The sequence below is a fragment of the Streptomyces sp. NPDC090741 genome, from assembly GCF_044769045.1.
Lineage (GTDB): Bacteria > Actinomycetota > Actinomycetes > Streptomycetales > Streptomycetaceae > Streptomyces.
The window spans coordinates 448,171-471,201 of sequence record NZ_JBIVXF010000005.1 but is presented as its reverse complement, the minus strand read 5'-3'; the positions used below and the strand labels follow the sequence as shown (position 1 = coordinate 471,201).

21 protein-coding genes and 2 tRNA genes are annotated in these 23,031 nt (G+C 71.2%); 17 read left to right on the top strand and 6 right to left on the bottom strand.

What is annotated here, in order from left to right; genetic code table 11:
- The first annotated feature begins 44 nt into the window (after window positions 1-44).
- Window positions 45-851, top strand: coding sequence for an Fpg/Nei family DNA glycosylase (locus ACIQU4_RS17140; RefSeq protein ID WP_403730725.1), 807 nt, complete (start codon window positions 45-47; stop codon window positions 849-851).
- 17 nt (window positions 852-868) lie between these two features.
- Here ACIQU4_RS17140 and ACIQU4_RS17135 read toward each other — a convergent pair whose 3' ends face one another.
- Window positions 869-2,104, bottom strand: coding sequence for a GNAT family N-acetyltransferase (locus ACIQU4_RS17135; RefSeq protein ID WP_403730722.1), 1,236 nt, complete (start codon window positions 2,102-2,104; stop codon window positions 869-871).
- A 132-nt stretch (window positions 2,105-2,236) separates the two neighbouring features.
- On the opposite strand from ACIQU4_RS17135, the gene ACIQU4_RS17130 reads away from it, so the two are divergent.
- The 3 genes from ACIQU4_RS17130 to ACIQU4_RS17120 all read left to right on the top strand — a co-directional run bounded on the left by ACIQU4_RS17130 (window position 2,237) and on the right by ACIQU4_RS17120 (window position 6,672).
- Window positions 2,237-3,364: a PP2C family protein-serine/threonine phosphatase gene (locus ACIQU4_RS17130; protein ID WP_403730719.1), complete on the top strand. Its 1,128-nt coding sequence runs from the start codon at window positions 2,237-2,239 to the stop codon at window positions 3,362-3,364.
- A 117-nt stretch (window positions 3,365-3,481) separates the two neighbouring features.
- Complete coding sequence (locus tag ACIQU4_RS17125; protein WP_403730716.1) at window positions 3,482-4,303, top strand: ABC transporter ATP-binding protein; 822 nt, start codon at window positions 3,482-3,484, stop codon at window positions 4,301-4,303.
- On the top strand, window positions 4,303-6,672 hold the full coding sequence (locus ACIQU4_RS17120; protein WP_403730713.1) for an FtsX-like permease family protein: 2,370 nt from the start codon (window positions 4,303-4,305) through the stop codon (window positions 6,670-6,672). Before ACIQU4_RS17125 ends, ACIQU4_RS17120 begins: the two co-directional genes overlap by 1 nt.
- A gap of 7 nt (window positions 6,673-6,679) precedes the next feature.
- Here ACIQU4_RS17120 and ACIQU4_RS17115 read toward each other — a convergent pair whose 3' ends face one another.
- Together ACIQU4_RS17115 and ACIQU4_RS17110 are read right to left on the bottom strand one after the other, a co-directional pair.
- Window positions 6,680-7,282 (bottom strand): AAA family ATPase, encoded by a 603-nt coding sequence (locus tag ACIQU4_RS17115; RefSeq protein ID WP_403730710.1) that lies wholly within the window; start codon window positions 7,280-7,282, stop codon window positions 6,680-6,682.
- On the bottom strand, window positions 7,279-7,761 hold the full coding sequence (locus tag ACIQU4_RS17110; protein WP_403730708.1) for a DUF4232 domain-containing protein: 483 nt from the start codon (window positions 7,759-7,761) through the stop codon (window positions 7,279-7,281). Before ACIQU4_RS17110 ends, ACIQU4_RS17115 begins: the two co-directional genes overlap by 4 nt.
- Window positions 7,762-8,237: 476 nt before the next feature.
- On the opposite strand from ACIQU4_RS17110, the gene ACIQU4_RS17105 reads away from it, so the two are divergent.
- From ACIQU4_RS17105 to ACIQU4_RS17095, 3 genes are all read left to right on the top strand, one after another.
- On the top strand, window positions 8,238-9,626 hold the full coding sequence (locus tag ACIQU4_RS17105; RefSeq protein WP_403730705.1) for a pyridoxal phosphate-dependent decarboxylase family protein: 1,389 nt from the start codon (window positions 8,238-8,240) through the stop codon (window positions 9,624-9,626).
- Entirely contained in the window at window positions 9,623-10,087 is a 465-nt protein-coding gene (locus tag ACIQU4_RS17100; RefSeq protein ID WP_403730702.1) for an HD domain-containing protein, read from the top strand. Before ACIQU4_RS17105 ends, ACIQU4_RS17100 begins: the two co-directional genes overlap by 4 nt.
- 176 nt (window positions 10,088-10,263) lie before the next feature.
- Complete coding sequence (locus tag ACIQU4_RS17095; protein ID WP_402584104.1) at window positions 10,264-10,458, top strand: hypothetical protein; 195 nt, start codon at window positions 10,264-10,266, stop codon at window positions 10,456-10,458.
- Window positions 10,459-10,468: 10 nt separating this feature from the next.
- Here the strand turns inward: ACIQU4_RS17095 and ACIQU4_RS17090 are convergent, their stop codons facing one another.
- Window positions 10,469-10,948: a DUF4231 domain-containing protein gene (locus ACIQU4_RS17090; protein WP_403730700.1), complete on the bottom strand. Its 480-nt coding sequence runs from the start codon at window positions 10,946-10,948 to the stop codon at window positions 10,469-10,471.
- Window positions 10,949-11,131: 183 nt separating this feature from the next.
- On the opposite strand from ACIQU4_RS17090, the gene ACIQU4_RS17085 reads away from it, so the two are divergent.
- Window positions 11,132-11,410 carry a hypothetical protein gene (locus tag ACIQU4_RS17085; RefSeq protein WP_403730697.1) on the top strand — a complete coding sequence of 93 codons (279 nt, stop codon included), beginning with the start codon at window positions 11,132-11,134 and terminating at the stop codon, window positions 11,408-11,410.
- Between the two features lie 71 nt (window positions 11,411-11,481).
- Here ACIQU4_RS17085 and ACIQU4_RS17080 read toward each other — a convergent pair.
- Window positions 11,482-11,552, bottom strand: a tRNA-Gly gene (locus tag ACIQU4_RS17080).
- 168 nt (window positions 11,553-11,720) lie between these two features.
- On the opposite strand from ACIQU4_RS17080, the gene ACIQU4_RS17075 reads away from it, so the two are divergent.
- The 6 genes from ACIQU4_RS17075 (at window position 11,721) to ACIQU4_RS17050 (ending at window position 16,905) form a co-directional block, all read left to right on the top strand.
- Window positions 11,721-11,797 (top strand) — tRNA-Pro (locus tag ACIQU4_RS17075).
- A 162-nt stretch (window positions 11,798-11,959) separates the two neighbouring features.
- Window positions 11,960-13,354 carry a trigger factor gene (gene tig / locus ACIQU4_RS17070; RefSeq protein ID WP_403730694.1) on the top strand — a complete coding sequence of 465 codons (1,395 nt, stop codon included), beginning with the start codon at window positions 11,960-11,962 and terminating at the stop codon, window positions 13,352-13,354.
- Window positions 13,355-13,652: 298 nt separating this feature from the next.
- Window positions 13,653-14,270 (top strand): ATP-dependent Clp protease proteolytic subunit, encoded by a 618-nt coding sequence (locus tag ACIQU4_RS17065; RefSeq protein ID WP_385583302.1) that lies wholly within the window; start codon window positions 13,653-13,655, stop codon window positions 14,268-14,270.
- 86 nt (window positions 14,271-14,356) lie between these two features.
- Window positions 14,357-15,028 (top strand): ATP-dependent Clp protease proteolytic subunit, encoded by a 672-nt coding sequence (locus ACIQU4_RS17060; protein ID WP_323179072.1) that lies wholly within the window; start codon window positions 14,357-14,359, stop codon window positions 15,026-15,028.
- A 153-nt stretch (window positions 15,029-15,181) separates the two neighbouring features.
- Window positions 15,182-16,468, top strand: a complete 1,287-nt coding sequence (clpX, locus tag ACIQU4_RS17055) for an ATP-dependent Clp protease ATP-binding subunit ClpX (RefSeq protein ID WP_134075487.1) — start codon at window positions 15,182-15,184, stop codon at window positions 16,466-16,468.
- A 164-nt stretch (window positions 16,469-16,632) separates the two neighbouring features.
- Window positions 16,633-16,905, top strand: coding sequence for a hypothetical protein (locus tag ACIQU4_RS17050; RefSeq protein WP_403730690.1), 273 nt, complete (start codon window positions 16,633-16,635; stop codon window positions 16,903-16,905).
- A gap of 56 nt (window positions 16,906-16,961) precedes the next feature.
- Here the strand turns inward: ACIQU4_RS17050 and ACIQU4_RS17045 are convergent, their stop codons facing one another.
- Window positions 16,962-17,915, bottom strand: a complete 954-nt coding sequence (locus ACIQU4_RS17045) for a hypothetical protein (protein WP_403730688.1) — start codon at window positions 17,913-17,915, stop codon at window positions 16,962-16,964.
- 128 nt (window positions 17,916-18,043) lie between these two features.
- Here ACIQU4_RS17045 and ACIQU4_RS17040 point away from each other — a divergent pair, with 128 nt between their 5' ends.
- The 3 genes from ACIQU4_RS17040 (at window position 18,044) to ACIQU4_RS17030 (ending at window position 23,021) form a co-directional block, all read left to right on the top strand.
- Entirely contained in the window at window positions 18,044-20,665 is a 2,622-nt protein-coding gene (locus ACIQU4_RS17040; RefSeq protein WP_403730685.1) for a valine--tRNA ligase, read from the top strand.
- 194 nt (window positions 20,666-20,859) lie between these two features.
- Entirely contained in the window at window positions 20,860-22,245 is a 1,386-nt protein-coding gene (locus ACIQU4_RS17035) for a glycoside hydrolase family 26 protein (protein ID WP_403730682.1), read from the top strand.
- A gap of 2 nt (window positions 22,246-22,247) precedes the next feature.
- Entirely contained in the window at window positions 22,248-23,021 is a 774-nt protein-coding gene (locus tag ACIQU4_RS17030; RefSeq protein ID WP_403730679.1) for a hypothetical protein, read from the top strand.
- Window positions 23,022-23,031 lie beyond the last annotated feature (10 nt).

The window sequence follows — 23,031 nt, the reverse complement described above, 5'->3', positions numbered from 1 at the left end:
TCCGGCCCGGCGGCACGGCCGTTTCCAGAGGTAGGAGCAGTGCAGTGCCCGAGGGGCATACGATCCACCGCCTCGCCCAGGACCACACCGAGCGCTTCGCCGGGCAGCCGGTCCGGGTGAGCAGCCCGCAGGGCCGCTTCGCCGAGAGCGCCGCCCTGCTCGACGGGCGGGACCTGGAGAGTGCCGAGGCGCACGGCAAGCACCTGTTCCTGGAACTCGGCGATGCCTGGATCCACATCCACCTGGGCCTGTTCGGCAAGCTCGGCTTCGGCCCCGCCCCGGCGCCCCCGGCCACGGACACGGTCCGGCTGCGGCTGCTCAACCCGGAGCACTGGGCCGACCTGCGCGGCCCCACCGCCTGCGCACTGATCGGCGAAGCCGAGAAGAAGGCGATACACGAGCGGCTCGGCCCCGACCCGCTGCGCCCGGCCGACGATCCGGACCGCGCCTGGCAGCGGATCTCCCGCTCCCGCACCACCGTCGCCGCCCTGCTCATGGACCAGAAGGTGATCGCGGGCGTCGGCAACGTCTACCGCGCCGAGGTCCTCTTCCGGCACGGCATCGACCCGTACCGGCTCGGCAAGGACCTCGTGCGCGGCGAGTGGGACGCCATGTGGGCGGACCTGGCGGCGCTGATGCGCGAGGGCGTACGGAACAACCGGATCGACACCGTCCGCGACGAGCACCTGCCCGAGGCCATGGGCCGCCCGCCGCGCGTGGACGACCACGGCGGCGAGGTGTACGTCTACCGCAGGGCGAACATGCCCTGCCACATCTGCGGGACCGAGGTCCGCACCGCCGACCTGGCGGCGCGCAACCTCTTCTGGTGCCCCTCCTGTCAGACCCGGTGACGCCCTGGGGGGTCTCCCTAGAACCCGTGCGGGAGCCAGGGCGCCACATCGGCGCCGAAGGCCCGCGAGGCCGCAGCCAGGGCCCCCGGGCGCAGCTCGCGCACCCGGCCGGCCGCCGCCAGCGAGGTCAGGGTGATCCCGCCGAGGTACGCCGAGCCCAGCTCGCGTACCGACAGCTCCAGGTCCGCCGGCGCGTCCGAGCGGGTACAGGCGACCGGGCCCCCGGCCTCGGCCGTCAGGCGCCAGCGGCCCTCGTTCCACGGGCAGAACGCGTCCTCGACCTGCATGACCACGTCCAGCCCGGTCCCGTACGCCCGCGCTCGGAGCGCCGCGGGCAGGTCCACCAGCCGTACGTGCAGGGCGTCGCGCTGCCGGGCCTGGACCCGTCGGATGTCACTGACCAGGTGCAGTACCGGATCGTCCACGGGCCGCCCGTACGCCTGCACCCGCCAGGTCAGGTCGATGCCGAAGAAGTACCGCCACAGCGCCGCGTACGCCGCCGGCTCCAGCGCCTCCACCTGCAGGACGCTGACCTTGCCGGCCGAACCGCTCTGGTCCCAGTCGGGCTTGACCCGGTAGCGCGCGTACCCGACGACCTCGCCGTCCGGAGCCTCCGCGACCACGCACTTCAGCGGCGACGCGCCGTCCCGCATGGCCGGCGGGTCCAGCAGGCCCTGCCGCTCCCAGCCCGGCTGCCGGGCCGGCATCCCGGGGCGTCCCGCGACCAGCCCGGCGTACACCCGCTCGCAGTCGGCGAGCGCCTTCTCCGGGTCGACGAGCCGCAGCCGTACGTCGTCCGTCCCCGGCGGCACGGACAGCCGTACCCGCGTCGTGTCGATGTCCACGGCCATTGCGTACGTCGCGGTGCCGTAACCGAAACGCCCGTAGATCGCCGGATCCGAGGCCGTCAGCACGGCGATCGGTTCGCCACCCGCCCGGATGTCGTCCAATTGGCGGCGCATCATGGAGGTCAGCACCCCGCGCCGGCGGTGGGTGGGGGAGACGCCCACCGTCGTGACCCCGGCGGCCGGAACCAGCGCACCGCCCGGCACCGAGAGGCGGAAGGTGAACGCCCCGGCCGAGCCCACACAGGTCTCGCCGTCCCAGACCCCGAGCGAACGATCCGTCTCGGTCAGTGACTTGTAGAGTTTCCGCTCCGCGGGGGAGTCGGGCACGCCACCGAACGCCAGTTCCAGATGGTCATACCAGACATCCCACTCATTGGCTTGCAATACGCGCATCTCAAGAGCCATACGGCCATCCCTATCAAGGCATTCCGTCCCAGTCGAAGCCTTTTCGGCTGCCGATGGGCCCCAGGTCCGGGGGTCCCCCTGCGCGCGCACAGCCAGGATGGATAGGGTCCCGAAGCAATGGCCGGAGCACGCATGGAAACGCTCATGGCCCGGACGCGCATGCTGTCGCACCGGGCCCGCACCGCCCTGCGCAAATCCGCCGTCGACTACTTCCGCGGCGACGCCTCCGACTGGCTCGCCTTCGCCGGGCTGCTCCTGACCGTGCCCGCCATCGCCTGCGGCACGCTCATGCTGCCCGTCTGGTTCTCGCCCGCCGCCCTCGTCCTGCCGATCGTCGCGGGCGGCCTGCTGCTGCGCCCCGCGAGCCTGCTCGCGCTGTACGCGGCCTCCGCCGCCGCCCTCATCGTGGAGGCGCTGGTCCTCGGGCCGTACACCCAGGGCCCCGCCCGGGTCACCCCCGGCACCGTCCTGGTCGTGGCCGCCTGCGGATTCTTCGGACTGGTCATCGCACAGTTCCGCAGCCGCGTCGGCGTGCCCTGGCGGCGCGGCGGCACCATGCTCTTCGACCTGCGCGAACGCATCCGGGTCCAGAGCAAGCTGCCCGCCCTGCCGCGCGGCTGGCACCGCGAGATGGCCCTGCGCCCGGCCGGCGGCCAGTCCTTCTCCGGCGACTTCGTCGTCGCCGCCCGTACGAACGGCGGCCGGACCCTGGAGATCGTCCTGACCGACGTCTCCGGCAAGGGCATGGAGGCCGGCTCCCGCGCCCTGCTGCTGTCCGGTGCGTTCGGCGGCCTGCTCGGCGCCCTGCCCCCGCACGGCTTCCTGCCCGCCGCCAACGGCTACCTGCTCCGCCAGGACTGGGACGAGGGCTTCGCCACCTCCATCCACCTCGTCCTGGACCTGGAGACCGGCGACTACGAGCTCCTCTCCGCCGGCCACCTGCCCGCCCTCCAGCTCTCCGCGGGCACCGGCCGCTGGGAGGAGCGGTCCGGCGAGGGCCCGCTGCTCGGCGTGTACGACGGCGCCGAGTTCGAACCCGCCCGCGGCAACCTGCGCCGCGGCGACGTCCTCATGCTCTTCACGGACGGGCTGGTCGAGACCGCCGACCGCGACATCAGCGAGGGCATCGACCGCCTCACCGGCGAGGCCGACCGCTACGTCGCCGCCGGGTGGGAGGGCGCGGCCTGGCACCTGATCGAAAAGGTCGCCAAGGACGTCAACGACGACCGCGCCCTGCTGCTCATCCGCCGCTCGCCCTGACCTTCGTACGGGGGTTTTCCCCACCAACGATCCGCCTGGCTCCGCCATGTCCGCACCCGTCCCCCCGTCCGTAGCGTCGGGACCACGATCACCGACGGGTACGGAAGGCGGCACACCATGGGGCTCCGGCGGAGCAGGCGGCAGCGCGAGAGCGCGCAGGCGGCGTACGACGGTACGGCCGCCGTAGAGCTGCGCGGCGTGCGGCGCGAGTACGGGCGGGGGGCCGCCACCGTGCACGCGCTGCGCGGGATCGACCTCAGCCTGCCGCGCGGCAGCTACACCGCCGTGATGGGGCCCTCCGGCTCCGGCAAGTCCACCTTCCTCCAGTGCGCGGCCGGGCTGGACGTCCCCACCGCGGGCTCCGTCCGCCTCGGCGGCACCGAGATCACCGGCATGAACGAGAACGAGCTCACCGAACTGCGCCGCAGCCGCCTCGGCTTCGTCTTCCAGGCCTTCAACCTGCTGCCCTCCCTCACCGTGGAGCAGAACGTGCTGCTACCGATGCGGCTCGCCGGCGGGCGCCAGGACCGGGACCGGGCCGCCGACCTGCTCGCCCGCGTCGGCCTCGAAGGCAAGGGCCGCCGCCGCCCCGCCGAGCTCTCCGGCGGCCAGCAGCAGCGCGTCGCCATCGCGCGGGCACTGGTCACCCGGCCCGACGTCGTCTTCGCCGACGAACCCACCGGCGCCCTCGACACCACCACCGCCGCCGAGGTCCTCGGACTGCTCCGGTCCGCCGTGGACTCCCTCGGCGCCACCATCGTCATGGTCACCCACGACCCGGCCGCCGCGGCCGCCGCCGACCAGGTGCTCTTCCTCGCCGACGGCCTGATCGCCGACCGGCTGTCGCAGAGCTCCGCCGCGACCATCGCCGCCCGGATGACCGCCCTCACCGCCCGTGCCCCCGCCCCCGCCGCCGCGTACGCGGGAGCGGCCGCCTGATGCTGCTCCGTCCCAACGGCCTGGCCCGGGCGGCGGTGCGTTTCCGGCCCGCCGCCTTCGCCGGCACCTTCGTCGCCCTGCTCATGACCGTCGCCATCGTCTCCGCCTGCGGGATCCTGCTGGAGAGCGGAGCCCGGGCGGGCCTCCCGCCGACCCGGTACGCCCAAGCCCCCGTCGTCGTGGCCGCCGACCAGCAGATCCGCCGGCAGGTGGGCAGCGGCGAAGGCGCCTACGAGGAGGCGGTACGGGTCCCGGAGCGGGCCAGGGTCGACGCCGCCCTGCTGGAGCGCCTGGCCCCGCTCGGCCGGGCCGTCCCCGACGTGGTGTTCCCGGTACGGGGCGATGCGGGCTCCGCCGTGGAGGCCTCGGGCTGGGGCGCGTCGGCCTTCACGGGCGCGGCGCTCGCGGCCGGCCGGGCGCCGGGGGCTCCGGGGGAGGTCGTACTGGGCACGGGTACGGGGATCGAGGGCGATCGGGTGTCACTCGACACCCCGGTCGGGAAGCGCGAATTCCGGGTCGTGGGACAGGCCGGAGGCACCGGAGTCTGGTTCTCCGACGCCGAGGCCCGCGCCCTGTCCGGGCACCCCGGCGCACTCGACGCCGTCGTCCTGTTCGACGCCGACCCGGAGCGCGTCCGCGCCGCCGTCGACGGCCGCGCCCAGGTGCTGACCGGCGCCGCCCGCGCCGTGGACCCGCGGCTCGCGGGCGCCAAGGAACTGCTGACCGGCCTCGGTGGCTCCTTCGGCGGCACCGCCACCCTCGTCGCCGTCTTCACCGCCGCCGGCACGGTCGCGCTCTCCGTCGGGCAGCGCTCCCGCGAGTTCGCCCTGCTGCGCGCCGTCGGAGCCACCCCGCGGCAGATCCGCCGCATCGTCGCCACCGAAGCCCTGCTCGTCGCGCCCGCCGCGGGTGTGCTGGGCTGCGTACCCGGCATCGGCCTCGCCGCCTGGTGGTTCGGGCAGCTCCAGGCCAAGGGCGCGATCCCGGGCGGGGTCGAGCTCACCGTCTCCTGGATCCCGCTCGTCTCGGCCGCCGGCACCGGCCTCGTCACCGCCCTGCTCGCGGGCTGGGCCGCCGCCCGCCGGCCCGCCCGGATCCGGCCCGGCCAGGCGCTGGCCGCGGCCGCCGTGGAACGCCTCCGGCCGGGGTGGATCCGTACGCCGCTGGGCATCGCCGCCCTGGCCGGCGGGGTCGCCTGCGCGGGCCTGGCCGCCACCTCCGGCGGGGAGGACGCCGCCAACGCCGCGCTCGGCGTGGTCATGCTCTTCATGCTCGCCGTGGCCCTGCTCGGCCCACTGATCGCCCGCGCCTGCGCCGCCGTACTCGGCTTCCCGCTGCGCGCCGGCGGGGCGTCCGGCTCGCTCGCCGCCGCCAACTCCCGGGCCCACGCCCGCCGGCTCGCCTCCGCGATCACCCCGATCGTGCTCGCCATGGCCTTCTCCTCGACCCTGGTCTTCCTGCACACCAGTGAGGAACAGGCCGTCCGGCAGCAGCAGGAGGCCGGACTGCTCGCCGACCACGTGATCACCGACCCGCCCGCCGATCTCCGCGGGGGAGTCGCGGTCACCCGCACCTCCGTCCTCGCGATGTTCGGCACGGGCCCCGAGCAGCGGCTCCAGTCCGCCTCGGCACAGGGCGTAGCGGGCGACGTCACCACCGTCCAGGACCTGGGCGTACGCGAGGGCAGCCTCGCCGCTCTGCGCCCCGGCACGGTCGCCGTGGACCGCAGCCTCGCGCAGTCCGCGCGCCTCGGGGTCGGCGACCGCGTCGAACTCCGCCTCCCCGACGGGGTCCCGGCGAACCCCGAGATCGTGGCCGTCTACACCCGGGGTCTCGGCCTCGGCCAGGTCACCCTCCCGGCGGCCGACCTGACCGGCCACACCACCGCCGGGCGCGCCACCGAACTGCTGATCCGCGGACCGGTCCCGGCGGGCCCGGGGTCCGCGATGTCCACCTCGGAGTGGACCACCGCCCAGAACACGGACCGCGAGGTCAACGCCTGGGCCAACACCGTCATGGCGGCCGTCCTCGGCGGCTTCGCGGCCGTCGCCGCCGCCAACACCCTGGTGATGACCGTCCTCGACCGCCGCCGCGAGCTGCGGATGCTGCGCCTGGTCGGCTCGACCCGGCGCCAGGTGCTGCGGATGCTCCGCTGGGAGGCCCTCCTGATCGGCGGGGCGGGCGTCACCCTGGGCAGCGCGATCGCCCTGGCCACGCTGTTCCCCCTGACCAAGGCGGTCACGGGGGCGCCCCCGCACATCCCGCCGATGCTGTACGCCTCCTTCGCGGCGGCGGCCCTGACCCTGGGCCTGGCGGCCACCGCCCTCCCGGCCCGCTGGAGCCTCCGCCGGGGGACGTACTCGCTTTAGGGGGTGTCTAATCGAACCGGATGTGCCGGACACCGACGAGCGCGCGCCGCAGCCTTGCCCGGAGCGGGCCGTCGGTGTCCGGGGCGGCCCGCAGCCCGGTCATGGCCGCGATCCGGCCCGCCACCTGGGACACCGTGAGATGGTCGGTGATCAGGTGGTCGGCGAACTCCGGTCCGCGCAGTGCCTCCAGACATCCGTCGAGCCGGGCCACCGCGAAGCTCTCCCGCTTCAGCCCGCGCCCGAGCCCGCGCTCACTGAGCCGGCGCAGTACGGTCGCCCGCTCGGCCAGCAGCGCGAAGTGCCGTACGTCGTGCCCCGCTTCGCGCAGCCGCCCCACCGTCTCGGCGAAGTACCGCGGCTTCGTCACGGTCATCGGCACGAGGACGGGCCCCGCATGCCGCCGCGCGGCCAGCTCCAGCACCTCGAACACGCCCTGCCGCCACGCCGGCAGGTCCTGGAAGTCCCCGCGCAGCGCCGGCGGCATCATGCGGTGCAGCCCGAACCCGACGTGCTCCGGATCGCACACGACGCTGCCGGGCAGCCGCCGGTGCAGTGCGTACGCGGTCTGCGTCTTCCCGCCCCCGAAGGGCCCGTTGAGCCAGATGATCACCGGGCCGCCGCCTTCCAGGGGCTGATCCCGAGCTTCCCGGTGTTCCCGAGATCGACGGAATGGCGCAGCTCCAGCTCCACCCGGGGCGCACCGGCGCGCGGGGTCACGTCCAGCACCCACCCCTCGGCGGCGGGCACCGTGGAGTCGGTCACCAGGTTCCGCCACACCATGGCGACGGCGGCCGCCTGGCCGGGTTGGAGCTCCACCTTCTGCGGGACACCCTCCACGCCGGTCGGGGCGCTGGTGATCCCGTCCGCTCCGTGCACGACGGCCACCTCGACCGGTGCCCGCTTCCTGTCCAGCAACCGGATCTCCGGATAGCCGTCGAGTACGTAGGGCTGCGTCCCGCAGTTCACCAGCTGAATGTCGGCGACGCGCAGCCCCATGGCGGCGTCCCCGGCCCCTTCGAGCAGCCGTACCCCACCCTCAGGACACGCGGCAGCCTTCGCCGTGGGCGCGGAGGGGACCACGGAGGGCACGGGGGACCGCACCCCACTGGGCCCCGGCGCAGCAGCAGGCGCAGGCGGCACATCGCACCCCACCAGCACCCCCGCCACAACCGCCCCGACAGCAACCCCCACCACCCACCGAGTCATCCCCAGACCCTACGCCGCCCAACTCCCGCCCCACACCGCCCGGTACCCCCCACCCCGCACCGGCCGAATCCAGCCCCGCCGGCGTTCGAGGCGCGGGATCCGGGGCGGAGCCCCGAAAGCCCGGGCGCAGCCAGGGGGCGCTCGCGCAGCGGCGCCGCACCAGTACCCACCCGACTCCGGCCCACTCCAGCCCCGCCGGCGTTCGAGGCGCGGGATCCGGGGCGGAGCCCCAGGAGCCCCGGCGCAGCCGGACCGGGGCCGCTCGCGCAGCGGCGCAGCACCCACGGCATCCCGCGACCCCGGCCAATCACCCCCGATTGGCCGGTCCGCCGGGCCCGGCGGGTCCCTACCGTGCCCCCATGGACCACACGCTCGCCACCGGCCTCGCCCGCCTCCCCGAGCTCCTGGAGGCCACCCGCCGCGCCGCCGCCGACACCCTCGAAGCCCTGGACGCCCGTCCCGTCGTACCGCCCGCCGGGCCCCCTCGCGCGCCCGAGCCCCTCCCGACGCACGCCGCCGGGGCGGAATCGGCCCTCACCGCCTTCGCGGAGCGCTGGGCGCCCCGGCTGTCGGCCTCCGCCGGCCCCCGATACCTCGGCTTCGTCACCGGCGGCGCCACCCCCGCCGCCCTCGCGGGCGACTGGCTGACCGCCGTCCACGACCAGAACTCCAACTCCGCCATGGACGGCGCCGGCCAAGACCTCGAACGCGAGACCGTCACCTGGCTCCGCGACCTCTTCGGCCTCACCGACGCCCACACCGGAACCTTCGTCAGCGGCGCCACCATGTCCAACACCACCGGCCTCGCCATCGCCCGCGAGTGGCTCGGCGAACGCCTCGGCGTCTCCCCCTCCGAGGACGGCGCGGCAGCGCTCGGCCCGGTCCGCGTCCTGTCCGGTGCCCCGCACTCCTCCATCGCCAAGGCCCTCTCCGTCCTCGGCCTCGGCCGGAGCTCCCTCGTCCCCGTCCCCACCCTCCCCGGCCGTGAGGCCGTCGACCCCGCCGCCCTCGACCGGGCCCTCGCCGACACCCCCGGCCCGGCCGTCGTCGTCGCCAACGCCGGCACCGTCAACACCGTGGACTTCGACGACCTCCGCGCCATCGCCGCCCTCCGCGAACGCCACGCGTTCTGGCTCCACACCGACGCCGCCTTCGGCGCCTTCGCCGCGCTCTCCCCGGACCACGCCCACCTCGTCGACGGCCTCGACGCCTCCGACTCCGTCTGCGTCGACCTGCACAAGTGGCTGAACGTCCCCTACGACAGCGCCGTCCAGTTCACCCGCCGCCAAGACCTCCAGGCCCGCGTCTTCCAGAACGCCGCCGCCTACCTCGGCCCCCTCGGCGACCACCCCGACCTCGTCCACCTCACCCCCGAGAACTCGCACCGGCTGCGCGCCCTCGCCGCCTGGTTCACCCTCCGCGCGTACGGCCGAGAAGGGCACCGCGAGATCGTCGAGCGCGACATCGCCTGCGCCCGGGCCCTGGGCGCCGCGCTGGAGCAGGACCCGGCCTTCCGGCTCCTCGCCCCGGTCCGCCTGAACGTCGTCTGCTTCACCCTTGCCGACGACCCCACCCCGGCCCGCCTGGCGGCCCTGCGCGAGGCGGCGCAGGGGGAGGTCTTCGTCACCCCGACCGTCTACGCGGGAACCCCCGGCCTGCGCGCGGCGTTCTCCAACTGGCGTACGACGCAGGCGGATGTACGCCGGGCCGCGCAGGCCCTCCGTACGGCGGCGAAGGGGACGGTATGACGCAACGGCAGCAGCGACCGCTGACCCTGATGGAGGTCGAGGCACTGGCGCGCTCCGCGCACGAGGGCCAGACCGACAAGGCCGGCCGGCCGTACGCCGAGCACCTCGCGGCCGTCGCCGAGGGAGTGCGCGCCCGCGGCGGCAGCCCGGAGCAGCAGGCGGCGGCCTGGCTGCACGACGCCGTCGAGGACGATGCGCTCAGCCGGGAGTGGCTGGATGCCGCCGCCCTGCCCCGGTCGGTCAAGGACATGGTGCTGGCGGTCACCAAGCGCGCCGGCGAGCCGGTGGAGGAGTACGCGGCCCGGATCCTCGCCACCCCGGGCGCCCTCCTGGTCAAGGAGGCGGATCTGGCGCACAACGCGGACCCCGTGCGGCTCTCCGTACTGGACGGCCCCACCCGGGAACGGCTGTCCGCGAAGTACGCGTATGTCCGCTCCCTCCTCGGTCTCACCGCGCCATGACCCGGGCCCCACGTCCGAAATATGCCCGCCGCATGGCCGGTTGGCGGGAAAGCGCCGACGCTGATTCGCCTCGGGACGGATAGCCGGGGCCCGTTGGTGGGAGGATGGTCCATGTGGGGGTGCGCGTGGCCGTGTGCCCCAGGCCGACCAGGGGACGACCGAAGGTGTGATCAGTAGTGGCCATTTCGCTGTCAGTGGTGGTTCTGTTGGCGGTCATCCTGGTGGTGCTGATCCGCGGCAACCACATGAAGGCCGGCCCCGCGATCGTCGCGGTCCTCTTCGGCTTCTTCCTGGCGTCCAGCTCCATCGCACCGGACGTCAACCGCTTCCTCAACTCCCTCGCGGACACGATCGCGGGAATCAAGCTCTAGCCGGGACCGCTCAAGGAGTGCCGGGAGCCCGCCGGTACTCCAGGTCCGAGTTCACTTGGCTGCCCAGCGTCATGACGTTGAGGGTGGCCGAGTTCTCGTTGGCGATCGCCTTCTCCACCCGCGACACGAGCAGCGTGAACGCATCGCCCTCGGTCAGCCCGGCGTACGGGCCGACCCCGGTCTCGAAGTAGATCCGCTCGTGCCCCAGCAACTGCTCGGTCGACCGGTAGTTCTTCCACTGCTCCCGGTACCGGTACACGCTCTCGAGGGACACGGAAACGACCACGAGCAGGCTGAGCACGGTGGCGGTGACCCGGGCGAACGGCACGTCGAGGTTGACCAGCACGGGCACGAGCGCCCCGCCGACGACGGCCAGGGTCCGCATCCGTAAATGGACCGCCTTGCTCCGCACGGCCTTGCGGTCGTACCACTGCTGGTACTCCCTCAGTCGCGTCTCGACGTACTCTCGCGCCCCGCCCGCCCCGGACATGCGGGGAGTACACAACCTGCCCCCGCCGCAGTCAAGACCATCCGCGAGATGCCGCGGGACAAACCGGACGATACGATGTAAGCCGCGTATCGGAGCCGTGACGCCTCACCGGCCGCGCCATCAGCGCCCAAGGCAGGTTGAATGATGAACCGAACACGTCGTCTCGCAGTACTCACTCTCTTGGTGGCCCCCGCCCTCGCGCTGGGCCCCGCAGTGGCCGCACACGCCGCAGCCCCCGCAGCCGCGAAGTGCAACGTCGAGGTGGACTCGGCCGGCAAGTACCACGTGTGGGGCGAGGGCTTCCCCGCCGGCACGACGGTGACCTACTCCGGCTCCACCTCGGGCTCGGTCCCCATCGACAAGTCGGGAAGGTTCGACCTCGGCGGCCTGAGCGGGGCCAAGTACATAGTCAAGACGGCCGACGGAAAAACCACGGTCACCTGCGCCTCGGTCCACTACTGAGCCCGCCAGCTCGCAACGCCAAAGGGCCAGGCCGGAGGAAACATCCTCTGACCTGGCCCTTAGTGCTTCAGAGCGGGCGACGGGAATCGAACCCGCGTAGCTAGTTTGGAAGACTAGGGCTCTACCATTGAGCTACGCCCGCAACGCGTGCGCCGCAGGTCCGGGGGCCGCGGCACGGACAGCATCCTAGCGGGTCGGGCCGGGGGAGTGCACACCCCATTGGCGGGGCGCGGTGGGGCGTCCGGAAACGTTCGCTCAAAACCCCGCGCATCAGAGGGTCTCCGGCCATGTACCCTACGTGTCGCACCGACGGGGTGTGGCGCAGCTTGGTAGCGCGTCCGCTTTGGGAGCGGAAGGTCGTCGGTTCGAATCCGGCCACCCCGACCACCACCACCGCCATCACAAGATCGCGTTGTGGGCTGATTGCCGCTTGCGGTTACTATGCAAGCTGCGTGCCCGTGTGTCTGATGTACCGGGCCGAATCCGCCGAACCGCTGAATCGCAGCGGGGACGCAGACCCCAAGCAGTCAGCCACAAGGAGACCGAACCGTGAAGAGCGCCGTGGAGACCCTGAACCCGACTCGGGTTCGGCTCACTGTTGAGGTGCCCTTCGAGGAGCTCAAGGACAGCCTCGACGCGGCGTACAAGAAGATCAACCAGCAGGTCACGGTGAAGGGCTTCCGTAAGGGCAAGATCCCCGCCCGGGTCATCGACCAGCGCTTCGGTCGCGGTGCGGTGCTGGAGGAGGCCGTCAACGACGCCCTCCCGAAGTTCTACACCGAGGCGGTCAACGAGGCCGACCTGAACCCGCTGGGCCAGCCCGAGGTCGACATCACGGAGCTGAAGGACGGCGAGCTGCTGGCCTTCACCGCCGAGGTCGACGTCCGCCCCGAGATCGAGATCCCGGACTACTCCGGCATCGAGGTCGAGGTCGACGCGGTCGAGGTCTCCGACGAGGACATCGAGAAGTCGGTCGAGCAGCTGCGCGGCCGCTTCGCGTCCACGAACGACGTCGAGCGCGCCGCCGCCGAGGGTGACGTCGTCACCATCGACCTGGAGGCCAAGGTCGACGGCGAGGTGCTGCCCGACGGCGTCGCCTCCGACGTCGCGTACACCATCGGCTCGGGCGAGCTCCTCGAAGGCATCGACGAGGCCGTCAAGGGCCTGGAGGCCGGTGGCGAGGCCACCTTCACCTCCCAGCTGAAGGGCGGCTCCGCCGAGGGCAAGGACGCCGAGGTCACCGTCAAGGTCACCAAGGTCTCCGCCAAGGAGCTCCCGGAGCTGGACGACGAGTTCGCGCAGATGGCGAGCGAGTTCGACACCCTTGAGGACCTCAAGGCGGACAGCCGCAAGCGCCTCGAGAACATGAAGCAGTACGACCAGGCCACGCAGGCCCAGGAGCGCGTCCTGGAGAAGCTGCTGGAGCTCGTCGAGGTGCCGATCCCCGAGAAGCTGCTCGAGGACGAGGTCAACACCCGCAAGCACAACCTGGAGCACCACCAGCTCGGCCAGATGGGCCTCACCATCGAGAAGTACCTGGAGTTCCAGGGCAAGACGGTCGAGGAGTTCGACGCCGAGACCAAGGAGCAGGCGGTCAAGGGCATCAAGACCCAGTTCGTCCTGGACGCGCTGGTCAACAAGGAGAAGCTGGGCGTCGACCAGGAGGAGCTCACCGAGCACCTCATGCGCCGTGCGGCCTCCTCCGGCATGTCCCCCGACCAGTTCGCCCAGGCCGTCGTCGAGGGTGGCCAGGTGCCGATGCTCGTCGGCGAGGTCGCCCGCGGCAAGGCCCTCGCGGTCGTCGTCGAGGCCGCCAAGGTCGTCGACACCAACGGTGAGGTCGTGGACCTCTCCGACGACGAGGACGAGGTCGAGACGGCCGCCGAGACCGTCGAGGCCGCTGTCGAGGCCGCTGTCGAGGGTGACGCCGACGAGGCCAAGTAACACCCTGGGTGCCGCCCTGCGCGGCACCCGCTGAGCAGCATCGGGAAAGGCCCGTACACAGCCGTGTGCGGGCCTTTCCGCACCTCTTGGAGCACGTCTCGGAGCACCCGCGGACCTTGCGCTCCGAGCGAACAGTTCGGGAAGCGGGATGGCGTTGTCCGACCTGCGCGTTAGGGTCCATGAATACGAGGGCACGGGAGTACCTGGACGCCGGCGGCCACCGCCGCCCCAACCGGTCCGCGCCCCAGAACGAGACGCTGAGACGGCAAGTGGCCGTCGGAGACGAGCAGGTGGATACGTGACGAATCTGAAGCCTTACGCCGCGGGTGAGCCGTCCATCGGTGGCGGCCTCGGCGACCATGTCTACAACCGGCTGCTCGGCGAGCGCATCATCTTCCTCGGCCAGCAGGTCGACGACGACATCGCGAACAAGATCACGGCGCAGCTCCTCCTCCTGGCCGCGGAGCCGGAGAAGGACATCTACCTGTACATCAACAGCCCGGGCGGCTCGGTGACGGCGGGCATGGCGGTCTACGACACCATGCAGTACATCCCGAACGACGTCGTCACCATCGGCATGGGCATGGCGGCCTCGATGGGCCAGTTCCTGCTCACCGGCGGCGCCACGGGCAAGCGCTTCGCGCTCCCGAACACCGACATCCTGATGCACCAGGGTTCCGCCGGCATCGGTGGCACCGCCTCGGACATCAAGATCCAGGCCGAGTACCTGCTGCGCACGAAGCAGCGCATGGCCGAGATCACCGCGCACCACTCCGGCCAGACCGTGGAGGCGATCATCCGCGACGGCGACCGCGACCGCTGGTTCACCGCGGAGGAGGCCAAGGAGTACGGCCTCATCGACGAGATCATCTCCGCCGCGTCGCTGGTCCCGGGCGGCGGCGGCACCGGGGCCTGATCCCGGCCCCGGCGTACGGGACCTCGTACGAGGGCCCGTACGCCCGCCCGCACCCGGCAAGCCCCAGCCCGCAGAACGCCACCAGGATGGTGAACACCCAGATGCACATGAACAACCTCTCTCCCGCGAGCGGCCTCTACACCGGCGCGCCGGTGGACAACCGCTACGTCGTCCCGCGCTTCGTCGAGCGCACCTCGCAGGGCGTGCGCGAGTACGACCCGTACGCGAAGCTCTTCGAGGAGCGCGTGATCTTCCTCGGCGTGCAGATCGACGACGCCTCCGCCAATGACGTCATGGCGCAGCTGCTGTGCCTGGAGTCGATGGACCCGGACCGCGACATCTCGATCTACATCAACAGCCCCGGCGGCTCCTTCACCGCACTGACGGCCATCTACGACACGATGCAGTTCGTGAAGCCGGACATCCAGACGGTCTGCATGGGCCAGGCGGCCTCCGCCGCGGCCGTCCTGCTGGCCGCCGGCACCCCCGGCAAGCGCATGGCGCTGCCGAACGCCCGCGTGCTGATCCACCAGCCGTCCGGCGGCACCGGCCGCGAGCAGCTCTCCGACCTGGAGATCGCGGCCAGGGAGATCCTGCGCATGCGCGACCAGCTGGAGACCATGCTGGCCAAGCACTCGACCACGCCGATCGAGAAGATCCGCGAGGACATCGAGCGCGACAAGATCCTGACGGCCGAGGACGCGCTCGCGTACGGCCTGATCGACCAGATCGTCTCGACCCGCAAGAACTCCCACTGATCCTTGCCGCCAGTTGGCGTGGGCACGTCGTCACATTCGGCGATGTGAACCACGTCAAGGGGGCCCCGTACGGGGCCCCCGGCAAGGTACCGTCGGATATGAGGCACCAGGAGCGCTGAACCAAGCGTCTCCCAGGCGAAGGGGAAGCACCTCGTGGCACGCATCGGTGACGGCGGCGACCTGCTCAAGTGCTCGTTCTGCGGAAAGAGCCAGAAGCAGGTGAAGAAGCTCATCGCAGGACCCGGTGTGTACATCTGCGACGAGTGCATCGACCTCTGCAACGAGATCATCGAGGAGGAGCTCGCCGAGACCTCCGAGGTCCGGTGGGAGGAACTCCCCAAGCCTCGTGAGATCTACGAGTTCCTGGAGAGCTACGTCGTCGGCCAGGAGCCGGCGAAGAAGGCCCTCTCGGTGGCGGTGTACAACCACTACAAGCGCGTCCAGGCCGGCGAGAACGGCGGCGCGCAGGGCCGGGACGACGCGATCGAGCTCGCGAAGTCCAACATCCTGCTGCTGGGCCCGACGGGCTCCGGCAAGACGCTGCTGGCCCAGACGCTCGCGCGCATGCTCAACGTCCCGTTCGCCATCGCCGACGCTACGGCGCTGACGGAGGCCGGGTACGTGGGCGAGGACGTCGAGAACATCCTGCTCAAGCTGATCCAGGCGGCCGACTACGACGTCAAGAAGGCCGAGACCGGGATCATCTACATCGACGAGATCGACAAGGTCGCCCGCAAGAGCGAGAACCCGTCGATCACGCGCGACGTGAGCGGCGAGGGCGTGCAGCAGGCCCTGCTGAAGATCCTGGAGGGCACGACGGCGTCGGTCCCGCCGCAGGGCGGCCGCAAGCACCCGCACCAGGAGTTCATCCAGATCGACACGACGAACGTGCTGTTCATCGTGGGCGGTGCCTTCGCAGGCCTGGAGAAGATCATCGAGTCGCGGGCCGGCGCCAAGGGCATCGGCTTCGGGGCGACGATCCGCTCGAAGCGCGAGATCGAGGCGAGCGACCAGTTCCAGGAGGTCATGCCGGAGGACCTGGTGAAGTTCGGGATGATCCCGGAGTTCATCGGCCGTCTGCCCGTCATCACCTCGGTGCACAACCTGGACCGCGAGGCGCTGCTGCAGATCCTGGTGGAGCCGCGGAACGCGCTGGTGAAGCAGTACCAGCGGCTGTTCGAACTCGACGGCGTGGAGCTGGACTTCGAGCGCGAGGCGCTGGAGGCCATCGCGGACCAGGCGATCCTCCGCCAGACGGGCGCGCGCGGTCTGCGCGCCATCATGGAAGAGGTCCTGATGTCGGTGATGTACGAGGTCCCGTCCCGCAAGGACGTGGCCCGAGTGGTCATCAGCGCGGACGTCGTCCGCTCGAACGTGAACCCGACGCTGGTCCCCCGCATCGTCCCGAAGGACCAGGGCCCGCAGGAGAAGTCGGCGTAGCCGACACGACGTACAAGGAGGGGCGCCCCGGACATCCGGGGCGCCCCTCCTCGCCTTCAGGACTCTCTTGACCGATTATCGGACAAGCGGCCCGCGTGGCCTGGTGTGGCGGATGACTTCTTGATCGACTTTGCCTGACCAGCCTTAGTCAAGGGGAACGAGACATGAAGATGAAGAAGCGTGCAGTCGGCGTTATGGCCGCGACGTTCGCCGCAGCGGCCCTCCCGCTCATGGCGGCTACGCCTGCCTCGGCGGATCAGGGCGACTGCCAGTACTACCTGCACGAGCAAGGCTACAACGTCGGCCCGAAGATAGAGGCTGCCTGCAAGACCGGGTCCGAGTTTTCGGCCATCGCCTTTGGCAGCTGTTTGGGGCAGCTGCTGAACATCGGGGTTCGAGGCGATCACGCGCAGGAGGCGTGTGGCCTGGCGGGCTGAGAGTGGTATAGGTCGGCCCGGTGCGGGACGAGTGCCCGCACCGGCCGCCAGCCCGATCAGGCCTTGGTCCGTGAGGTGTTGTAGAGCTTGGCCGCCAGCTTGGAGACGTCCTCCAGGGTGCCCTGGCTGCCGCCGGTCAGGATTGTGGTTTGGTCCATGTGGTTGACCGCGGCCAGGGTGGAGTGGTCGCTCCAGGCACAGGTGGGGACCACGAGCGAGCTGGGCTCCCCGGGCTTGGTGGTCTTCGTGGTCGTCATCTTGACCTCGACGCACTTCATGACGGCGCCCTTGAACCCGTCCGGCGTGAACGCCTTGGGGGAGCCGACCTTTTCGTACTTCAGGCCCAGCTTGTCGGTCTCCGGGTTGGGCGCGCCGATCGTGCCGAAGTAGGCGTCGAGGGCCCGCTCCGGATCGTCGATCTGGCCCCAGAAGCCGCTCGCGGTCATCTGCTTGGCCTTGCCCTTGATACCGCTCAGGTACTGCTGGGTCGCCTGGTGGGCGTCCTTGATGCCGATGGCCTCGGCCTTGGTCTTCTGCTCGCCCGTCAGGGGCGCGTCGCCGTTCGCGGTGCCGACCGCCTGTTCGTTCTTCACGTAGCTGTCGACCGAGGCCGGGTAGGCCAGCTTGTAGCCCTTGGTGTCTGCGGCCACCGAGCCCGAGGCGCCGCCGCCCTTCGTGAAGTACCAGCCGCCGCCGGCGATGACCGCCACCGCTACGACCACGGCGATGATCACGCCGGCCTTGGACTTCTTCGGGGGCTGCTGCATCCCGTACGGCTGCTGCTGCGGGGGCATGCCCGGCTGCTGGTAGCCGTAGCCCGGCTGGGGCTGCTGGGGCTGCTGGGGGTAGCCCTGCGGGGGGACGCCCGGCGGCGGGGGCTGCTGCGGGTATCCGTAGCCGGGCTGCGGGGCGGGCTGCCCGTACGGACCCGGCTGCGGCGGCTGGCCTCCGTACGGTCCCGGCTGCTGCGGCGGCTGGGCCCCGTACGGTCCCGGCTGGTTGTAACTCATGCCCGCGTCCCCCTTCAGGAATCCTTATGCGTTTCAGACATCCTGGCGGAGGCAGAACTCCGGCAAGGCGCCGGGGCCCCTGATTACCGGTTTCATGACTGGACTGTTACGGCTCTAAACTGTGTCTCGTGACCGAGAACACGCAGACACCCAGCAGCCCCAACTCCGAACTGCCGACCGCGTATGCTCCGGCCGAGGTAGAGGGGAAGCTCTACGAGCGCTGGGTAGAGCGTGGGTACTTCACGGCGGATCCCGCGAGCGAGAAGCCCGCGTACACCATCGTCATCCCGCCGCCGAACGTCACCGGCTCCCTGCATCTGGGGCACGCCTTCCAGCACACGCTCATGGACGCCCTGACCCGCCGCAAGCGGATGCAGGGCTACGAGTCGCTGTGGCTGCCCGGCATGGACCACGCCGGCATCGCCACCCAGAACAAGGTCGAGCAGCAGCTCGCCGAGGAGGGCAAGTCCCGCCACGACCTGGGCCGCGAGGAGTTCGTCGAGCGCGTCTGGCAGTGGAAGGAAGAGTACGGCGGCAAGATCCTCGGCCAGATGCGCCGCCTCGGCGACGGCGTCGACTGGTCGCGCGAGCGCTTCACCATGGACGAGGGGCTTTCCCGCGCCGTCCAGACGATCTTCAAGAAGCTCTACGACGACGAGCTGATCTACCGCGCCGAGCGCATCATCAACTGGTGCCCCCGCTGCCTCACGGCCATCTCCGACATCGAGGTGGAGTACCAGGAGGACGCGGGCGAGCTCGTCTCGATCAAGTACGGCGAGGGCGAGGACACCCTCGTCGTCGCCACCACGCGCGCCGAGACGATGCTCGGTGACACGGCCATCGCCGTCCACCCGGACGACGAGCGCTACAAGCACCTCGTCGGCAAGCTCATCAAGCTGCCGCTCACCGACCGCTCCATCCCGGTGGTCGCGGACACGCACGTCGACCCCGAGTTCGGCACCGGTTGCGTCAAGGTGACGCCCGCCCACGACCCGAACGACTTCGCCATCGGGCAGCGCCACGGCCTGCCGAACATGACGATCATGGACGAGCGCGGCGTCATCACCGTCCACGGCCCCTTCCTCGGCCTGGACCGTTTCGAGGCCCGGTCCGCGGTCGTCGGGGCGCTGCGCGAGCAGGGCCGGATCGTCGCCGAGAAGCGCCCGTACCTGCACTCCGTCGGGCACTGCTCCCGCTGCTCCACCACCGTCGAGCCGCGCCTGTCGCTGCAGTGGTGGGTCAAGGTCGAGACCCTCGCCAAGGCCGCCGGTGACGCGGTCCGCGACGACCGGGTCACGATCCACCCGAAGGAGATGGAGAAGCGCTACTTCGACTGGGTCGACAACCTCAACGACTGGTGCATCTCGCGCCAGCTGTGGTGGGGCCACCGGATCCCGGTCTGGTACGGCCCGGACGGCGAGATCGTCTGCGTCGGCCCGGACGACGAGGCGCCCACCGGCGAGGGCTGGCACCAGGACACCGACGTCCTCGACACCTGGTTCTCCTCCGGCCTGTGGCCGTTCTCCACGCTCGGCTGGCCTGAGAAGACCCCGGACCTGGCGAAGTTCTACTCCACCGACGTCCTGGTCACCGGCCACGACATCATCTTCTTCTGGGTCGCCCGGATGATGATGTTCGGCCTGTACGCCATGGACGGCGAGGCGCCGTTCAAGACCATCGCGCTGACCGGCCTGGTCCGCGACGAGCGCGGCAAGAAGATGTCGAAGTCCTTCGGCAACGTCGTCGACCCGCTGGACTGGATGGACAAGTACGGCTCCGACGCCGTCCGCTTCACCCTGGCCAAGGGCGCCAACCCGGGCACCGACGTGCCGATCGGCGAGGACTGGGTCCAGGCCTCCAGCAAGTTCGCCAACAAGATCTGGAACGCCACGCGCTTCGCGCTGATGAACGGCGCCACGATCGAGGGCGACCTGCCCCCGGTCGAGCAGCTGTCGGCGACCGACCGCTGGATCCTGTCCCGCCTCAACAAGACGGTCGCGCAGGTCGACGCGTACTACGAGGACTTCCAGTTCTCGAAGCTCAGCGAGGCGCTCTACCACTTCGCGTGGGACGAGGTCTTCGACTGGTACGTCGAGCTGTCGAAGACGACGTTCTTCGCGGGCGGCGAGCAGGCCAAGGTCTCCGGCCGGGTGCTGGGCGAGGTCATCGACGTCATGCTGCGCCTGCTGCACCCGGTGGTCCCGTTCGTCACCGAGACCCTGTGGACCACGCTGACCGGGCGTGAGTCGCTGGTCATCGCCGAGTGGCCCAAGGACAGCGGCTTCCGCGACGAGGCCGCCGAGGCCGAGATCGAGAGCGTCCAGGCCGTCGTCACCGAGGTCCGCCGGTTCCGCAAGGAGCAGGGACTCCAGGACGGCCAGAAGGTCCCGGCCCGCCTGGACCTGACCGGTACGGCGCTCGCCGCGCACGAGGCGGCCGTGCGCCAGCTGCTCCGCCTCCAGCCGGAGGGCGAGGGCTTCACCGCCACCGCCACCCTGCCGGTCGCCGGCGCCACGGTCGCGCTCGACCTGTCGGGCACGATCGACGTGGCCGCCGAGCGCAAGCGCCTCTCCAAGGACCTCGCGGCCGCGGAGAAGGAGAAGCAGCAGGCCGAGGCGAAGCTCGGGAACGAGGCCTTCCTGGCCAAGGCCCCCGACAACGTCGTGGACAAGATCAAGGGCCGGCTGGCCAAGGCCGAGGCGGACATCGCCCGGATTCAGGCCCAACTGGACACGCTGCCCGCCGCGTAACACGTACAAACGGTGAACCACACGTACATACGGTGAACCATCGGCCCCCGGGCGCATCGCCCGGGGGCCGACGCGTAGGGTGACACCGGCCCCAAGGGTTGCGTGCAACCGGCAGGGGCGCAGGGGCAATTGCCGGCCTGCTGTCGACCGAGGGGGGTCTCGGAGTGTTGGGTCGTGACGTGCCAGGTCGCGAGGTGTTAAGCCGCGACCTGAAGCGCCGCAATCTCCTCCTGGGAGCGGCTGCCACCGTGGCCACGGGCGGCGCCCTCGCCGGAGTGGCGGCCTTCAGCACCTCGCGTGCGCCCGCCACCGGCCTCCAGAAGGACCTGGTGGCGCGGGATCCCAAGGCCTCCAAGGCGGCCAGGGCCGTGTACCGGCTACTGGCCGGGCTGGAGGCGGACGCCCGCGCCGGCCGGCGCCGCGGCACCCTCATGGGCCAGCACGCCGAGGTTCACAACGAGCGGTACAACCCGGAGTACGGCGACCACAGCGGTCCCAAACCTCCCGGCTACTACTACCGCAAGCCCCAGGACATCACCGGGAAGCTGCCGGCCTTCCTCGAACTGGACCTGGGCCCGGGCTACCAGCAGGAGAACTGGGGCGTGGGCGAGGCGCGGGACTACTCGCGCGCCGCCTGGCCCGCCCGCCGCGAGTTCTGGACCTACACGAACGACGTCGTCGACCTCGCCATGGGCGTCTGGCACGGGCTGCCCCGCAAGGACGACGGCTCGTACAACCCGACCGGCACCGAACGCCTCTGGAACGGCACCAAGACGGTCCTGCCGACCAATGGGGGAGCGCCCGCCGGCCTGGTCGGCATGTCGTTCCACCAGCCGTGGCCGGGCAGCCCCGTCAAGAGCTACGACCAGACGCTGCGCCGCAACGCGCCCTCCGCGAAGGACCCCGGCTGGATCGACCGGGTACTCTCCCCCGGCACCGCCGAGCACGCCGCGCTCCTGCTCGACCTGTCCTTCCTCGCGGACCACCTCGGCTATCTGGCCGCGTACGACGTCCCCGTACTGCTGCGCCCGTACCACGAGATGAACTCGCTCGGCGGGGAGCAGAGCTTCTGGTGGGCGGGGCTGAGGCCCCAGCAGTACACGGCCCTGTGGGAGTTGCTCTACCACTACCTGGTGGGCTCCCGCGGACTGCACAACCTGATCTTCGTCTGGGCCCCCACGGCCTGGGACGGCATCCACGGCAGCGATCCGTGGGACTTCTACCCCGGCGACGAGTACGTGGACGTCGTCGGAGTCGACGACTACAGCGGAACGCCGGACCAGCCCTTCGACAACGGTGCCTGGACGTCGACATGGCACCGCGGCCTCAAGGACTACGGAAAGCCGCGGATCCTCGCGGAGTCCTTCCACGTGCCGCTGGGCGCGGCGCAGCGCACGACGCTCGACCAGGCCCCCTGGGTGCTGTGGACCGTGTGGGGCGACGGGCTCACCGCGAAGAACCCCCCGGCGGACGTGCAGCAGACCTACAACGACCCCAAGACGATCACCGGCGGCCGTGAATCCGGCCCCGCGGGCGTGCAATGGCTCTCCTTGCACGACGGAACTTTCGAAGAGGAGTGAAGTTGAGCGCGCTTACGCCACGTGCCCACCGCGTGGCCGCCTTCGTGGCGATGGGATGGGCCGGGATCCTGCTCCTCTGGGCCCTGTACAACTGTTTCTGGCAGGTCGGCGTCGTCGACTTCCTGCAGGGCATCGTCTACTACGGCATAGGCGACGGCTCGGGAGCCGCCGAGACGTTCAACCTCAACTGGGGTGTCGTCTACGTGGCGGGCGGCCTTCTCGTGCTCCGCGGCAACACCCTCGGCCGGGGCATCATCATCGGCGGCGCCGCCATCGAGGGCTACAACCGGATGCGCAGCCTGACGGGCGCGCTGTTCGACGAGAAGCAGACCGACTACTTCACCTCGACCCTCCAGGGCGGGTTGAAGCTGGCGACCTTCGCCGTCGGAGTCCTCGTGACCGGTGCCCTCATCGTGCTGCTGCTGCGGGACTTCGCGGCGTACGAACCCTGGCAGCCGCCGGTGAACCCCTGGACCCAGCAGGCGCACGAGGCCCGGCAGGCGCACGAGCAGGCCCAGCGGGCGGCCGCCCAGCAGGCGCAGCCGCAGCCGCAGCCGTTTTCGCCGGCCCCTCAACCGCCGCAGCCGTCCCACGGGTTCGGGCCGCCGTCCTACCAGGCGCAGCCCGGGCCACAGTCCCAGGTGCCGCAGACGGGCTACGCCCAGCCACAGCCCCAGCAGCCTCAGCCCGGCTACGGGCCCGGCCCGTACGGCGGTCAGCCCGCCTGGCCCCAGCAGCCTCAGCAGCCCCAACAGTCGCCGCCACAACAGCAGTAGGAACCCCGAA